General features: G+C 61.7%; 15 protein-coding genes. 3 read left to right on the forward strand and 12 right to left on the reverse strand.

The annotated features are described in order from the left end of the window. Positions 1-8: 8 nt before the first annotated feature. The 10 genes from O4H53_RS09150 to O4H53_RS09195 all read right to left on the reverse strand — a co-directional run bounded on the left by O4H53_RS09150 (position 9) and on the right by O4H53_RS09195 (position 10,742). Positions 9-1,577, reverse strand: a complete 1,569-nt coding sequence (locus O4H53_RS09150) for a ribulokinase (protein WP_269363144.1) — start codon at positions 1,575-1,577, stop codon at positions 9-11. Between the two features lie 7 nt (positions 1,578-1,584). Then, positions 1,585-2,274 (reverse strand): L-ribulose-5-phosphate 4-epimerase AraD, encoded by a 690-nt coding sequence (araD, locus tag O4H53_RS09155; RefSeq protein WP_114274070.1) that lies wholly within the window; start codon positions 2,272-2,274, stop codon positions 1,585-1,587. A 64-nt stretch (positions 2,275-2,338) separates the two neighbouring features. Further along, entirely contained in the window at positions 2,339-3,283 is a 945-nt protein-coding gene (locus O4H53_RS09160) for an ABC transporter substrate-binding protein (RefSeq protein ID WP_269363147.1), read from the reverse strand. A 72-nt stretch (positions 3,284-3,355) separates the two neighbouring features. Further along, positions 3,356-4,342, reverse strand: coding sequence for an ABC transporter permease subunit (locus O4H53_RS09165; RefSeq protein WP_114274068.1), 987 nt, complete (start codon positions 4,340-4,342; stop codon positions 3,356-3,358). 23 nt (positions 4,343-4,365) lie between these two features. Then, positions 4,366-5,877, reverse strand: coding sequence for a sugar ABC transporter ATP-binding protein (locus O4H53_RS09170; protein ID WP_269363148.1), 1,512 nt, complete (start codon positions 5,875-5,877; stop codon positions 4,366-4,368). Further along, positions 5,874-6,656, reverse strand: a complete 783-nt coding sequence (locus O4H53_RS09175; RefSeq protein WP_114274066.1) for a DeoR/GlpR family DNA-binding transcription regulator — start codon at positions 6,654-6,656, stop codon at positions 5,874-5,876. The genes O4H53_RS09170 and O4H53_RS09175 overlap by 4 nt, the downstream gene beginning before the upstream one ends. A 660-nt stretch (positions 6,657-7,316) precedes the next feature. Beyond that, the gene (locus tag O4H53_RS09180) at positions 7,317-8,606 is read right to left on the reverse strand and encodes a TRAP transporter large permease (RefSeq protein ID WP_269363149.1); all 1,290 of its coding nucleotides are present in this window, start codon (positions 8,604-8,606) and stop codon (positions 7,317-7,319) included. Further along, positions 8,599-9,105: a TRAP transporter small permease gene (locus tag O4H53_RS09185; protein ID WP_269363150.1), complete on the reverse strand. Its 507-nt coding sequence runs from the start codon at positions 9,103-9,105 to the stop codon at positions 8,599-8,601. The genes O4H53_RS09180 and O4H53_RS09185 overlap by 8 nt, the downstream gene beginning before the upstream one ends. Then, positions 9,102-10,115 (reverse strand): TRAP transporter substrate-binding protein, encoded by a 1,014-nt coding sequence (locus O4H53_RS09190; protein WP_269363152.1) that lies wholly within the window; start codon positions 10,113-10,115, stop codon positions 9,102-9,104. Before O4H53_RS09190 ends, O4H53_RS09185 begins: the two co-directional genes overlap by 4 nt. 57 nt (positions 10,116-10,172) lie before the next feature. Further along, positions 10,173-10,742 (reverse strand): cysteine hydrolase family protein, encoded by a 570-nt coding sequence (locus O4H53_RS09195; RefSeq protein WP_269363154.1) that lies wholly within the window; start codon positions 10,740-10,742, stop codon positions 10,173-10,175. 354 nt (positions 10,743-11,096) lie between these two features. Between O4H53_RS09195 and O4H53_RS09200 the strand changes: the two genes are divergently transcribed. Continuing rightward, the gene (locus O4H53_RS09200) at positions 11,097-11,231 is read left to right on the forward strand and encodes a hypothetical protein (RefSeq protein ID WP_269363155.1); all 135 of its coding nucleotides are present in this window, start codon (positions 11,097-11,099) and stop codon (positions 11,229-11,231) included. Between the two features lie 90 nt (positions 11,232-11,321). Here O4H53_RS09200 and O4H53_RS09205 read toward each other — a convergent pair whose 3' ends face one another. Further along, positions 11,322-11,873, reverse strand: coding sequence for an ActR/PrrA/RegA family redox response regulator transcription factor (locus tag O4H53_RS09205; RefSeq protein ID WP_269363156.1), 552 nt, complete (start codon positions 11,871-11,873; stop codon positions 11,322-11,324). Between the two features lie 62 nt (positions 11,874-11,935). Then, positions 11,936-12,547, reverse strand: coding sequence for an SCO family protein (locus O4H53_RS09210; RefSeq protein ID WP_269363157.1), 612 nt, complete (start codon positions 12,545-12,547; stop codon positions 11,936-11,938). Positions 12,548-12,646: 99 nt separating this feature from the next. Here O4H53_RS09210 and regB point away from each other — a divergent pair, with 99 nt between their 5' ends. Continuing rightward, on the forward strand, positions 12,647-14,020 hold the full coding sequence (regB, locus tag O4H53_RS09215) for a sensor histidine kinase RegB (RefSeq protein ID WP_269363159.1): 1,374 nt from the start codon (positions 12,647-12,649) through the stop codon (positions 14,018-14,020). A 111-nt stretch (positions 14,021-14,131) separates the two neighbouring features. Continuing rightward, complete coding sequence (locus O4H53_RS09220; RefSeq protein ID WP_269363161.1) at positions 14,132-15,592, forward strand: PAS-domain containing protein; 1,461 nt, start codon at positions 14,132-14,134, stop codon at positions 15,590-15,592. Positions 15,593-15,639 lie beyond the last annotated feature (47 nt).

The following is a 15,639-nucleotide window of genomic DNA, read 5'->3' on the forward strand; positions in this document are numbered from 1 at the left end:
CCAGCCCGTCAGCCCCGACCCATGCGGAACCGGCGCAGGGCGGGCAGGATCGCTCCCATATCGCAGGATCGGCCTTCGCCGAAGGCAAAGTATGTATCGCGGAACAGGGCCGACAGGCGCTCGTAGGCCGCGACATGGCTGGCGCGTGGGGTGAAGACGCGAAGCGGCGGGGCCATACGCTCCTGCGCCTCGGCAATCGTCTCGAAATCCCCCGCGATCATGGCGGCAAAGATGCAGGCACCGACCCCGACCGGAGAGCGTTCGGGCACATGCACCGGGCGGCCCAGCACATCGGCATAGACCTGGTTCAGCACGTCGTTCTTCTGCGGGATGCCGCCTGCGTTGATGATCCGGTCAAAGCGTGCCCCGCCCGCCTGCATCCGCTCGATGATCAGGCTGACATGCATCGCCATGCCTTCGATCGCGGCATGCATTTCATCCGCTGCCCTATGGTGCAGGTCCCAGCCCAGCGTGACGCCGCCAAGGTCCGGCCGCACCAGCACGGTGCGGTCGCCATTGTCCCATGGCACGCGCAGCAGGCCCGTTGCGCAGGGCCCGTAACCCATCAGCCCTTCGCATAATGTGGCCACGTCGCTGCCCGCGCGCCGGGCGATGGCATCAAAGACGTCACCGGTCGCGGATTGCCCCGCCTCGATCCCCATGAAGCCGGGCACAACGCTGCCCGGCACCATGCCACAGATGCCGGGCACGGGTCGCGCATCGGCGTCGGCAATTGCAATGATACAGGTCGACGTGCCCACGACATTGACCACATCGCCCGGCGCACAACGTGTACCAATGGCGTCCCAATGGGCGTCGAAGGCACCGAAGGGCAGCGGAATGCCCGCCCGCATGCCGGTGCGTTCAGCCCAGTCCGGCGACAGCACCCCGGCCTGTTGCAGCGAATGACCCCAGCGCCCGGTGATCTTGTCATTGATGCCCGCCAGCGCCGGGTCGACGCGGGTCAGAAACTCCTGCGGCGGCAACCCGCCCCAGGCCTCGCCCCACATCCACTTGTGCCCCATGGCGCAGACCGAACGGGGCATCTCCGCCGGATCGGTGATGCCGCAGAGGGTGGCGGCGATCATGTCGCAATTCTCGGCCGCCGTCGCCAGTGGCGCATCGGGGTTGTGGCGCAGGAAATGCAGCAGCTTGGCATAGCCCCATTCGGTCGAATAGACCCCGCCGCACCACTCCAGCGCCTCGATCCCCTCGTCGCGGGCGCGCTGGGTGATCTCGGCCGCCTCGCCATGGGCGGTGTGGTCGCACCAGAGGTAATAGTCGGCCAGCGGCTGCAACCTTTCATCCAGCGGAATGACAGAGGAGCCGGTGGTATCGGCAGCAAAGGCGGCGATGTCATGGCCGTCGATCCCCGCCTCGGCCACCGCGTCGCGGATCGCGGTGCAAAGCGCCCGCATCTGGTCGTCATGGCTTTGCCGCGCCACATGCGGATCCGCCTTCGAACGGTGCAGCGGATAAGGCGCCACTGCCGAGCCGAGCACGGCGCCGCTGTCGGTGTCCATCAGGGTGACGCGGGTGGAAAGCGTGCCGAAATCGGCACCGGCGACGATGCTCATGCGGTCCTCACTGGCCGTAGGTGGCGTTGGCACCATGCTTGCGCAGGAAATGGCGGTCAAGCAGGGCGTCCGAGATGGCGGGCGGACGTGCATTCAGCACCGCGCCATGCCAGGCCATCTTGGCAACCTCTTCCAGGATGATGGCGTTCAGCACCGCCTCGGCCGGGTCGCGGCCCCAGACAAAGGGGCCATGCCCGGCCACCAGCGCCGCCGGAATCGCCAGCGGGTCGCCCTCGCCCACGGTTTCGGCGATGACCTCGCCGGTGGCGGCGACATAGCGGGTTCTGATCTCTTCCGCGGTCAGGTCGCGTGTCACCGGGATGGTGCCACGGAAGTAATCCGCATGGGTCGTGCCCAGCGGCGGGATCGGGCGGCGGGCCTGTGCCATGATGGTGGCAAAGGTCGAATGGGTATGCACGATGCCGCCGATCTGCGGAAAGGCGCGGTAGAGCGCGACATGGGTGTCAAGGTCGGACGAGGGCCGGAACCGGTTGTCCAGCGGCGCACCGTCGAGGTCAGTCAGCACCATGTGATCGGCGGTCATGTCAGTATAGGGCACGCCCGAGGGCTTGATGACAATCTGCCCGGTCGTGCGGTCGATGCCACTGGCATTGCCGAAGGTCACCTTGACCAACCCGTGGCGGACGGTGTCGAGGTTGGCCTCCAGCACAGCGGATTTGAGGGTGTCGAGCGGCATGAGCAGTCCTTTGGCAGTCAATTCGGCGGGGGCGCCCCGCCGCAGCGGAGCGCCCGGAAACGGATCAGCGCGGGTCGGTCCAGCCCTTGTAATCGGCCAGGTTGTCGGCGGTGATCAGCTGTGGCTCAAGCAGGACGGTGTCCTTGTCGGGGGTGTTGCCCATGAAAACGTCATAGCCCATCTGCAGCGCCTGACCGGCCATGACATAGGGATCCTGCGAGGCCGAAGCCTTGATCAGCGAGCCCTCCTTGGCCAGTTCGTCCTCGACCACCGGGGCGCCGTCGACGCCGGTGATGATGAATTCGGACCGGCCCAGCTGCTTGGCGGCAAGTGCCGCGCCCACGGCGGTCGGGTCGTTGATGGCAAAGACACCGTCGATCTTGTCAAAGCGGGTCAGCAGCCCCTGCATCACGTCCAGCCCGCCATCGCGCGAGGCCTGGCCGTTCTGGTCATCCGACAGCACGTTGATGCCTTCATTGGCCTCGAAGACCTCCTGGCAGCCCGCCACCCGGTCGATGATCGAAGAGCTTTGCGGGCCGTTGATGATGATCACGTCACCCGAGCCGCCGAGGGCATCGACGATGTACTGGCAGGCCTTGCGCCCGGCATCCACGTTGTCGGTCATCACCGTCACATCAGATCCGGGGGCCGAAACGTCAAAGGCGGCAACCACGATGCCTGCGTTCTGCGCCCGCTTGACGGCGGGGGCGATGGCGGCGGCATCCACCGCGTTCAGCATGATGATGTCGACGCCCGAAGCGATGAAGTTGTCGATCTGGCTGACCTGTTTGTTCAGGTCGTAATCGGCCGAGACCGAGGTGACGGCGACATCGGGGTTGATCTCCCTGGCGCGGTCCTCGATCCCCTTGATGGTGGCAACAAAGAACGGGTTGCCCAGCAGGCCGACCGAGATGCCGATGCTTTCCAGTTTCTTGTCCTGGGCCGCAGCCCCGGTGGCCAGCAGCGCGGCAGCGGCAGCGGATGTAACGAAGGTCTTCAGAATACGCATGTTATCCTCCCATGGTTTTATGCGTTGTCGTTGGTCTTTGGTCCGTAGTGGTGAATGGCCGGTCTTTCGCGATCAGGTGCGCGCCCCGCCCTTGAGCCTGTAGCGGTCCAGCGTCACGGCGGCGATGATGACCAGGCCCTTGATGATGAACTGCCAGATGTCTGAAACCCCGGTCAGGATCAGCCCGTTGGACAGCACCGCAATGATCAGCGCGCCGATCAACGTGCCCCAGATGCTGCCGACCCCGCCGACAAAGGAGGTTCCGCCCAGGATTACCGCGGCGATGGCATCAAGCTCATAGGCCTGACCCAGTTGCAGCCCGTTGGCCGCATAGAGCCGCGCGGCGGACATCACGCCGCCAAGCCCCGCCAGCAGGCCCGACATGCCATAGGCAAAGAGCAGCACCAGCCCGACCTTGATGCCTGCCAGCCGCGCCGCCTCGTGGTTGCCGCCGGTGGCGTAGATCCAGGTGCCCAGCACCGTGCGGCGCAGGATCAGCCAGGAGATGAACACCGTCAGCAGCGCCACGATGGCCAGCCAGGGCACGCCCAGCAGGGTGCCGTTGCCGATGAAATCGAAGGGCAGATCGGCGTTGAACACGGTGGTGTCGTCGCCCATCAGCCGGGCCACTCCGCGCACCGCCGTCAACGCCCCGAGCGTGACGATGAAAGGCGGCAGGCCGAGGAATGCGATCAATGCGCCATTGGCAAGGCCGAAGGCCAGCCCAACCGCCAACCCTGCGGGAATGCCGATCATGCCCCATCCCGGCACCAGCGACAGCGACACCGCCGCCATCGCCGAGGCCGCGAGGATCGAGCCCACCGACAGGTCGATCCCGCCGGTCAGAATGACAAAGGTCATGCCCGCCGCCAGCACGATGTTGATCGACGCCTGCTGGGTGACGATGGAAATGTTGTTTACCGACAGGAACTTGCCGGTCATCAGCTCGAAGCCGATCGCCAGCAGGATCAGCACCGGCAGCATGCCCAGCGCCCGGATCGTGGTTTTCAGCCGTTCCGCATTGGCAGCGGCGCTGCCTGTCTGTGCCGTATCGCTCATCTGTTGTCCTCCAACGCGGGCCATCAGGCCGCGGCCCCTGTCGACAGGGTCATGATTTCTTCCTGTTTCACCGGTTTTCCGGGCGCGGCGCGCACCTCTCCGGCAATTTCGCCGTCGCGCATGACCAGCACCCGGTCGGCGACCCCGATGATTTCGGGCAGTTCGGACGAGATCATCACCACCGCCATGCCCTCCCGCGCGAGGCGGTCGATCAGGCGGTAGATTTCGGATTTCGCGCCCACGTCCACGCCGCGTGTCGGCTCATCCAGAATGACCACGGCTGGCTGCGCCTCAAGCAGACGGGCCAGCAGCACCTTTTGCTGGTTGCCCCCCGACAGCGCGCCGGTGTTCAACCGGGCCGATGGCGTCTTGATCCCCAGCTCGCGGATTGCCCTGGCGGCCCGCTCGGCCTGGGCGCGGAAATTCAGGAAACCGCCGCGATGGGCGTCGCGCTCATGCACGCAGGTCGAGATGTTCTGCGCGATGGTCATATCCAGGAACAGGCCCAGCGCCTTGCGGTCCTCGGTCAGATAGACGATGCCGTGGCGCAAAGCCTCGCGCGGGCTGCGCGGCGTGACCTCGCGTCCGTTCAGCGTGACGGTGCCCGCAGTGGCCGGATCGGCACCATAGATCAGCCGCGCCAGTTCGGTCCGGCCTGACCCGACGAGACCGGAAAGCCCCAGTACCTCGCCCTCGTGCACGTCGAACGAACAATCCCTGACCAGTCGGCCATCCGACATGCCCTCGACCCGCAGTACAACGTGACGCGCGTCGTCATGGGCGACGTGATCCTTGGTGTAAAAGGTCGACAGGTCGCGCCCGACCATCATCGACACCAGCTTTTGCGCGCTCAGCTCTGCCTTGTCGAGCGTGCCGACATAGGCACCGTCGCGCAGCACCGAACAGCGGTCGGCCAGGCGATAGATCTCATCCATGCGGTGGCTGATATAGATGATGGCAATGCCCTGTGCCGTCAGCCCCTCGATGACAGAAAACAGCCGATCCGTCTCGCGGCTGGACAGCGAGGTGGTGGGTTCATCCATCACGATGATGCGCGCATCCGAGGCGACGGCGCGGGCGATCTCGACCAGTTGTCTTTCGCCCAGAGACAGGCTGCCGACCCGGGTGGCGGGGGTAAAGTCGATCCCCAGCCGGTCCAGCACCGGCTGGGTGCGGGCGGCCATGCTGGACCGGCTGACAAAGCCTGCCCGGGACGGCTCGCGCCCCAGAAAGACGTTTTCGGCCACGCTGAGGTTGGGCGACAGCGCCAGTTCCTGGTAGATCACCGCGATGCCCAGGGCGCGGGCCAGTTTCGGATCGCCGGTGGGGATCGGCTGGCCATCGACCAGGATCTCGCCGCCCGGATCGGCGACATAGGCGCCCGACAACACCTTCATCAGCGTGGATTTGCCGGCACCGTTCTCGCCCATCAGGGCGTGAACCTCGCCCGGATAGGCGGTCAGCGACACGCCGGACAGCGCCTTGACCGGCCCGAAGGTCTTGGAGATGTCGCGCATTTCCAGAAGCGGTGTCATGCGGCCCCCGTGCGGGTTTCGGCCACGGTAAAGGTCACGCCCTGGTCCTCCAGCATCGCCGCGTCCCGGTCGCTGAGCCCGTCGTCGGTGATCAGCCGGGTGACGCGGGCGAAGGGCAGCGCCAGCTTGGGAGGGCGTTCGCGAAACTTGCGGCTGTCGACCAACACCACGATCTCGTTCGACAGGTCGCACATATCGTTGATGAAGCGCACCAGCAGCGGGTGGCTTTCCAGCAACCCGTCCGGGCTGACACCCAGGCTGCCGACAAAGAACTGCGAGGCGTAGAATTCGTAGCTGCCGCGCGCGGGATCATAAAGAATGCCCGGTTCGCGGTGCAGATCGCCGCCGCCCACCGTCAGCTGGCAGGTGCCGTGTTCAGAGAGATAGCCCGCCAGCGGCATGGAATTGGTAAAGACGCGCACATTCCGGTTGGCGATATGCTGGCCAAAGCGAAAGCAGGTCGACCCGCCATGCACGATGATCAGGCTGCCGTCGCGCACCAGCTTGCCGGCCTCATGGGCGATGGCGGTCTTGGCTTCGACGGCGATGTCGCGGTTTTCGATAAAGGGCAAAGACACCGCGCGGGGGCGCGGCGTCCCGTCCAGTGCGGCGATACCGCCATGCACCTTTTGCGCCACGCCGGCCTCGTGCAGCTTGTCGATGTCACGCCGGATGGTGGCGGCCGAGACATTGAACATCAGCTGCAATTCCTTGGCCGAGGCAAAGGCGCGTTCGGTCAAAAGTTGTGTAATCGTTTCGTGACGCTGAGATTCGCTCATGCATCGGCCTCCCCTGGGTTTGTTACGACTTCAAACGCTCATAATGCAATAAAAAACTCACCAATGATGACGAAATTGCATTACGCCTCTATGCTACGCGCAAACAAGCCACTGTTATATAAGTGATATTTATAAACGAGCGAAATGGCTCACCGTGAAGCATTCCCGTCACGTCCGGCGATCAGGCGTGCGTCCTGGGCGCGCAATGACATGCTGTCTGATTGGCGCGACGAGACCGGTTGCGCAGCAAAAGGAAAGGGCCGCCTGTCCGGCGGCCCCGAGGCTGCTGAAAACGCACGTTCCTGCACCCGCCCCCCCCGAAACAACGAAATCGTTCTTCCACGACGCCAGCCACAAGCCTTGGCCCGGGTGTCAGCCCGGGCCGCGCCCGACCCTCCCCCCGGGAGGGCGCTTTTGGTGACTTCTCGTATCACACTGACAACATTGATATTTGTAAGGGAAGCGCTCCGAATGCGCGTCTCAATGCGCCCTCCCAGGCTCGGGCGCGGCCCTTCGTTCGAAAACGTAACGCTGAGCGCAGAAGAACGATTTACCTCCGGCGGCAGCCGTTTCCGGGTTTGTCAGCAATCTGAGGGCCGCCTGTCCGGCGGCCCCCAAGGTCGGCATTTTCAGCCGGGGACGGCGCAATGCCCTCCAGCCTTAGACAAAATACAATGTCAGTGCCGGGAAGAGCACGAGCAGGGCCAACCGCACGAGGTCGGCACCCCAGAACGGGACAACCCCCTTGAAGATCGTGGACAACGGGATATCCGGTGCGATTGATTTGATGGCGAAGACATTGATCCCCAGCGGGGGCGTGATCATGCCTGTCTCAACCACAATCACCAGGATGACGCCGAACCAGATCGGATCATAGCCCAGCCCGACGATGATCGGGAAGATGACCGGAACGGTCAAAAGCACCATCCCGATACTGTCCAGAAAGCAACCAAGGATCAGATAGATCAGCAAGATCACCAGCAGGATCAGGAAGGGGGATGCGTTGAACGACAGAATGTAGTCGGCAATCGTGATATTGGCCCGCGTCAACACGAAGAAGTTGATCAACAGGAAGGCGCCGAAAATGATCAATGCGATCATTCCTGTGGTCTTGATCGACGAATACAGAGCGTCAACAACCTGCCGGAGGCTGAGCGAACGGCGCAGCACGCCGATGCATAGCGCAAAGATCACGCCGAAACCTGCCGCTTCTGTTGGTGTGAAAATACCAAGGTAAAGCCCTCCGATAATCAGCGCGAACAGAACGAACATGCTGGAAATCTGCGGCAAGGCGGCCAGTTTCTCGCGAAAGCTTGTGGGCGTGCCAACGCCGGCAGATTTGGGCCAGACCCGCACGATGATTGCAATCGTCAACGCGTAGATGACGATTTGCATGAAACCCGGAATGACCGCGGCAACAAACAGATCGGTAATCGAGGTTTCGGTCAGGACGCCATAAATCACCAGAATGATCGACGGCGGGATCAGAACACCGATGGTGCCGCCCGCAGCAACACAGCCGGTTGCAAGGGAGTCGCTGTAGTTGTGCTTTTTCATTTCCGGCAGCGACACCTGCCCCAGCGCAGTGGCGGTCGCCAGTGACGATCCGGACACGGCTGCAAAGCAGCCACATGCCAGGATGGTGGCCATCGCCAATGCCCCTTTCAGGCCGCCAAACAGACGGGCGCATCCCTGATAGAGGTCAGCCGACATGCCCGCCTTTGTGGCCAGGTTCCCCATCAGGATGAACAAGGGAATGATGCAAAGTTCATAGTTGAACCCCACTTCCATCGACACCTCGCCAACCATGAAGAAGGCAGTGCCGGTGCCGTACAACATCGCGATGCCCGTAAAGGCAGACAGAGCCATCGCCGCCCCGATGGGCACGCTCAGCGCCATCATGGCCAACAGCAGGGTGACCACCAGGACGGTTGCCTCGATCTCAGTCATAGTGCGACATCTCCCAGCTGGCGTCGGTCTGGACGGCCCTTGTCAGCACTTGCACCGCAACGATGCAGGCAACCAGAACAGTGCCCAGCGCGATGCCCGCCAGAATGTACAGAGGCAGGTCAAGGATCGGGGTCAGGTCACCCGTCTCATGCAGGGACAGCATCCGCTCGTACATGCCCCAGGTCGCGCCCAGGACAACCAGAAGAACAGCCAGGTCGCCCGCCTTTGCCACGGCCCAGCGCAGATGTCCGCGCGACTTGTTCAAAAGGAAATCCAGCCGGATATGGTCCCGGGAATGCGTCGCCTGGGCAAGTGCACCAAACATGACGACGGCCATGAAACCCTCGATCAGTTCCACTGTTCCGGGCAGAGGCGCGGAAAAGACATATCTGCCCACCACATCAAGAAAGATCAGCACCGCCAGCCCCGCCAGAACCACCGCCGCAAATGCAACGGTGATCCGACGGGCCCAGTTGCCCAGCTCGTTCAGGATGGTCATTGACCGGATCCTGTCGCGGCAAGTTTGGCAAGGATGCCATCGGCATCAACGCCTTTTTCCGTGGCAATCTCCTTCCAGGCATCGAACACCGCGGAGGCCCGCGATTCCAGTTCCGCCATCATCTCGGGGCTGGCCAGTGACACCTCGTGACCCGGATCTTCGGACAGCGCGGTATAGGTCACCTCTGCCGCCTGATCCCAGTGGCGTCCGATTTCCGCAGCCAGATCAGGGCCCGAGTTGGCATCAATGACTGCCTTCAGATCGTCGGGCAGAGAATTGTAGAACTCTTTGTTCAGCGCAAAGAAGAAGGTGATCGTGTACAACCCGTTTGGCACTTCCAGATGATAGGGAAGGATTTCCTCAAGCCGGTAGGACTGAATGGCATCGAACGGAAACAGGATGCCGTCGGCTACGCCGCGCGCCAGTGCCTCATGCGCCTTGCTTGCGGGCATCACAACAGCCGTGGCCCCCAGCGCTTCGGCCCATTCGACGCCAGAACCCAGCGTGCGGATCTTCTGGCCTTTCAGATCGTCCAGCGACGCCACCTTGACCTTGGTGTGCAGTGCACCGGGCGCATGCACATGCAGGGCAAGCAGCTTGGTATCTGTGAATTCCTTGTCGGCGAAATTCTCCTGCCAGATTTCGGTGATCTTGCGGCTGCCTTCCTCACCACTGGCTGAAAGGAACGGCAATTCGATCACCTGGCTCAGATCGAAACGCCCCGGTGTCCATGCCAGCGCACCCCAGCCGGCCTGCACCACGCCCTGACGGATCAGGTCGTACTGGCCTGCGGGCTTGCCGATGATGGCCTTGTCGACGGACACTTCGATGCGGCCGTCGGACTCTGTCTCGATCTTTTCTGCCCAGGCATTCAGAGCATTCACAACAGCATGGTTTGAATTGGGGTTCCAGTTGCCGACACGGATGTTGTATTCGGCCGCCTGGCTCAGGGTCGCGGCAAGGCTCAGCGCGGCAAAGGCTGCAGCACCAGCAAATATCTTGGTGGTCATGGTTTCTCCTCCCATTAGTGATGATATTTTTGATTTTTTACGCTTCCTGGCAGCCCGTTATAAAAGCTTCAGGAACTCTTCAGACCGGCTCACTGTGCTGAACAGCGGCAGAATTTTCTCGCATTCGATACGATGCAGATCCATGTCGGGCGACGCACAACAATCTTCCAGAACCGTGACGAACAATCCTGAATCGTCGCCATGCCGCGCGGTGCTGTCGACAACCATATGCGTGTAGACACCGGCAAGAACGATCCGTTCCACCTTGTTGGCCTGCAGCCAGTTGAGCAGATTGGTGTTGTGAAACGGGTTCACGGCCCTCTTGGTCACCACCAGATCGCCCGCATTCGGAGCAAGCGCATCGGGAAAACCGGTGCCGAACTCACCAATGATCATGGCCCCCATGTCTTTCAGATGGGCCAGTCTCGATTGCTTGCTGATCGCGTCGAGGTAGCCTTTTTCGAAGCCCACGTTCACAAACACAACCGGCAGGTTCCGCGCACGGAATGCATCCGCAACCGCTGCGGTTTTTTCCACCAGTTTGAGGTCCGCCACCATCTTGGCAAACCCGTTCTTCCCCACCTTTCCTTTCGGGTCGATGAGTTCATTTTGCATGTCGAGGATCAACAATGCAGATTTCATGGACAGCTCCTCCCGCTCTCAGTGTATTTCGCCGGCTCGGCGCCCGGACCGCGCGGCGCAAAACCTGACCTCCCGGCAGACGTCACGCGATCACGGATTGTCGGCGCTTTTTGATTGGTCAAAGCGCTTCCCCGCGAACGCCCAAGTCTCCTGCTGCGCGCAGCCTGCGGCATATCCCCCTCAATACGCCCACTTCCGCATTCAACCGCAAAACATTCAGTAATATTGTATGCACTTTGGGTACATACATATATGTAACATTGCGGAGCTGACAGGACTCTTAAGTTATGGCTGGACTAACTTTTCATAGCGGTAGGACAGGAAACATTGCCAAATTGTATGCCCCAGGCCCCTGGCGAAGGCGGTGAAACGGTTTCGCTGAGGCTGATCTTTTGGTGCGGCGTTCCACGGGTCATCGCTGCCGACAAGCTGCGCCGCGACACCGGGCCCATCGATCATCCCGCACCCGGTTGATCATCGGGCGCACACGGACGCGAACAGCGACCTAAGGCGTGAAATCACTGCGTTCAGATAAGTTGGCAGTGCTGTGTCACAGCCCGCTATTCAGCGCGGTGACCGCTTGGCCAGGATTCTCTGCAATGTCCGGCGGTGCATGTTCAGCCGCCGCGCCGTCTCGGAGACATTGCGATCGCAAAGCTCGTAAACCCGCTGGATATGCTCCCAGCGCACGCGATCCGCGCTCATCGGATTTTCCGGCGGCGGGGGCATGTCGTCCCCCGTGGCCAGCAAGGCGTTGGTGATGTCATTGGCGTCAGCCGGCTTTGACAGATAGTCGGTCGCGCCGATCTTGACCGCTGCGACAGCTGTGGCAATCGCGCCATATCCCGTCAGCACCACAACCCGCGCATCCTCCCGGCGTTCGCGCAGTACTTCGACCACGTCCAGCCCGTTGCCGTCCTCCAGCCGCAGGTCGATCACCGCATAGGCTGGCGGTCTGGCCGTGGCAATTGCACAGCCGCCAGCCACGCTGTCCGCGGTCTCAACCTCGAACCCGCGTTTTTCCATCGCCTTGGCCAGCCGCCGCAGAAACGGTTCATCGTCGTCCACAAGAAGCAATGTCTTGTCCGGGCCGATATCGTGTTGGGGTTCAGTCATGAAGTCCGCCCTGCCTCTGCCATGCCGCTCAATATGACCCAAGTACGAACCGGGTCAAACTCTCAGCTATTGTCCACGAAACACTGCATCTTGTCAGCCAGTTCGTCAGGGGTCAATTCTCGGCGGAAGTAATCGACAAAACCGATCCCGGGCATGACAAAATAGCTGAAGGTCGAATGATCCACCAGGTATTCGCCATCTTCGGGGGGATGGGCCTTGTAATAGGTGCGGTAGGCCTGGCTTGCCTGCTTGACCTGCGCATCCGACCCGGTCAGGCCGATCATCCGGGGATGCATCGCTTCCGCGAATTCACCCACGACGTCCGGCGTGTCGCGTGCCGGGTCGATCGTGATGAACACCGGCGTCACCATCTTGCCGCGTTCTTCCAGAATTTCCACCGCCTGGGCATTCCTGTCGACATCCAGCGGGCAGACGTCCGGGCAGAAGGTATAGCCGAAATAGATCAGCGTGGGCTGCGTTATCACATCCGCGTCGGTCACCGTTTCACCCTGTGCATTGACCAGTTCAAACGGTCCGCCCAGATCACCCGCGACGGTTCCTGAGCGGCATTGGGAGAACTGATCGTCATCGGACACCCGCGTCGCGACCCATAGCGTCGCGCCAAGAAACACCGCTGCAACGGCCAATGCGGAAAGGGCGATTATCCGGTTCATCTTGTTCTCCTGCGCCAATTGGGCACCTTGATCAGTATCGGGTGCAGACCTACGCTACAGCTTCTGACATGCAACACCGAATGAACAAAAGGTGCGCTGATGACGCAGGCCAACATCCTCCCATTGTCCGGGCGCACGCGTGCAAACTGGATACGTCTGCGCACCATGATCCTCCTGCGGTGGGTCGCCATTATCGGCCAGCTGGTGGCGATCACGGTGGCGCAGGCCATGTTCGGCCTGCAACTGGCGCTGAGCCTGTGCTATTTCGCGGTTGGCGTATCAATCATCGGCAACCTGATCGCGACCTTCATATTTCCCGAGAACAAGCGCCTCAGCGAACGGGAAAACCTGGGCATGATCATGTTCGATCTGCTGCAGATCGCCTTCCTGCTGTACCTGACGGGCGGGCTGAACAACCCCTTTGCGCTGCTGCTGCTGGGCCCCGTGACCATCTCTGCCACCACGCTCAGCCTGCGCTCCACCGTTTTGCTCTGTACCACGGCCATCGTCCTTGTCTCCGTCCTTGCGCTCAGCCATGTGCCGCTTGTGAACAGTGAGGGTGAAATCCTGCGGATCCCTGCCTTGTTCAACTTTGGCCAATGGACCGCGCTGGTCATCGCGATCATATTCACCAGCGCCTATTCGCGCCGCGTCACGACAGAGGTGCATTCGATGGGCGATGCGCTGGCCGCCACCCAGATGGCCCTGGCCCGCGAACAGAAACTGACCGACCTTGGCGGCGTGGTCGCTGCTGCGGCGCATGAACTGGGGACGCCGCTGGCGACGATAAAGCTGGCCAGTGCGGAATTGCTGAACGACCTGAGGGATCAGCCGGAACTTGCAGAAGATGCGGCGCTGATCCGTGATCAGGCGGATCGCTGTCGGGACATCCTGCGCGACATGGGTCGCGCCGGAAAGGACGATCTGCATCTGCGACAGGCCCCCTTCGAGGCTGTCGTGGCCGAAGCCGCAGAGCCGCATATTGGCAGGGGCATCAGCGTCGAACGCCAACACGCACCCCGTCATTCAGGGGCAAAGGACCAGCCCGCGATCCTGCGCAAACCCGAGATCATTCACGGCCTGCGCAACCTGATCCAGAACGGGGTGGATTTTGCCCGCAACACGGTCTGGATTGAAACGGATTGGAGCGATCAGACCATCTCGGTCCGGATCATCGACGACGGGCCGGGATTCCCCGCTGACGTGATTGGTCGGATCGGCGACCCCTTTGTCCGGCAGCGCAAGGTCAGTCAGATCATGGGCGCGAGACCCGAATACGAAGGCATGGGGCTTGGGCTTTTCATCGCAAAGACGTTGCTGGAAAGGTCAGGCGCGCAGCTGCGTTTTGCAAATGGATCGGAACATCCGCAAAGCGGTGCCGTTGTGGAAGTCATCTGGCCGCGCGAATTGCTGGAGCCGCAGACAAAGGCCTCAACCGGCCCGCTTGGCGCAAATCAACGCATTACTGCGTAGAACGCACAGTTTGCCCCTCAGATGAAGGGAAATGGCAGTTATTAACGCGGTGTTAAACATTTCGGTCAAGGGTCGTTTTTCGTATCTTTGAACCGCCAGGATCCCGCGTTGTTGACCCCAGCTGAAATCCTTCTTGTGCTGCTTATCGCCATCGCTGCCGCATCGTCTGCTGTGACATATCTGTTGCGGCGGCCGGAACCCTCGGTTCAGGGCGAAACAACAGATGCCGAACCTCTGGCGCTGCTTTTCGACGATGGTGTCCTGCATCATGCCACGACACCCGCAATGCGGCGGTTCTCGCTCTTGCCCGGTGCGCATTTGTGGGATGATCTCAGGGAAGAGCTGAAAGACAGTTTTCCCGATTTTCCGACCTTCCCCGGCCCCGGTGAACACGGCTCGCTCACACTTCAGGCCAGAACCGCCAATGACCCGCAAAAGATCGAGATTTCCTGGTGGGGATCGCTTTGCTGGGTAACATGCCTGAATCACCAGCGTCGCGGCAGCGTCGGCGCAACCCAACGCGCCTGTGACGCCTCTCCACACCCCATCTGGCAAACCGACCGCGACGGCGCGGTCATCTGGTGCAACAACCGATACCTGATCCTGTTCGAACAAATCCACGGACGCCGGCCGCAACCCGATGAATGCCTGTTTGAAAAGGCAACAACCTCCCTGAACGGAAGGACCTTGCTGACATCCAGAAGCGGCGGCGATTCCGAGTGGTTCGAAATCACCCGCCGCGAGGTGGACGGGGTGACGATCCATCACGCAACCTGCATCAGCGGGCTGGTAAAAGCGGAAGAATCCCTGCGCACATTCGTCCAGACCCTTACCAAGACATTTGCGCATCTGCGGATCGGGCTGGCGGTCTTCAACCGCGATGACCAGCTTGTCCTTTTCAACCCGGCCTTGCTGGAACTCTCGGGGGTTCCGGCCGAGTTTCTGAGTGGGAAGCCCAACATGCTGTCCTTCTTCGACCAGCTTCGCGAGAACAGGCGCATGCCGGAGCCGAAGAATTACGGAAGCTGGCGTCAGCAGATAGCCAGCCTGGCCAGCGCCGCAGCAGACGGACGCTACCGGGAGACATGGTCGCTGGAAGATGGCCGCACCTATTCCGTCCAGGGCCGCCCGCACCCCGAAGGTGCAACTGTTTTCCTGTTCGAGGACATCAGCGCGGAAGTCAGCCTGACCCGCAACTTTCGCGCCGAGCTTGAGCTGAGCCAATACCTGCTGGACAAGGTCGAGGACTGTCTCGTCGTATTTTCACCGTCCGGCGTGCTGACATTCTGCAATTCGGCCTACAGGGAACTGTGGCAACAAGATCCTGACGCTGCATTTGCCGACATCACGGTATCTGATTGTCTCGATATCTGGCGCAGCAAGGCAAAGGCCGAGGTGCCGTGGCAGGATTTCATGAAAATTTCCTGCGGCTACACCAACCGGCAGTCGCTGACGACAAGGATCACCCTGAACAACGGGCAGCGGATGACCTGCGTTGCCGAGACCATCGCATCGGGCGCCACCCTGATCTGCTTCAAGACCCTTGAGGAGGTCACCGCCGCCGCCCATTAAAGGCGTATTTTGCCTTGCAGCCTTCTGCGCCACGGGTATGCATGGGC

The organism is Sulfitobacter sp. G21635-S1, assembly GCF_027213915.1.
Taxonomy (GTDB): domain Bacteria; phylum Pseudomonadota; class Alphaproteobacteria; order Rhodobacterales; family Rhodobacteraceae; genus Sulfitobacter.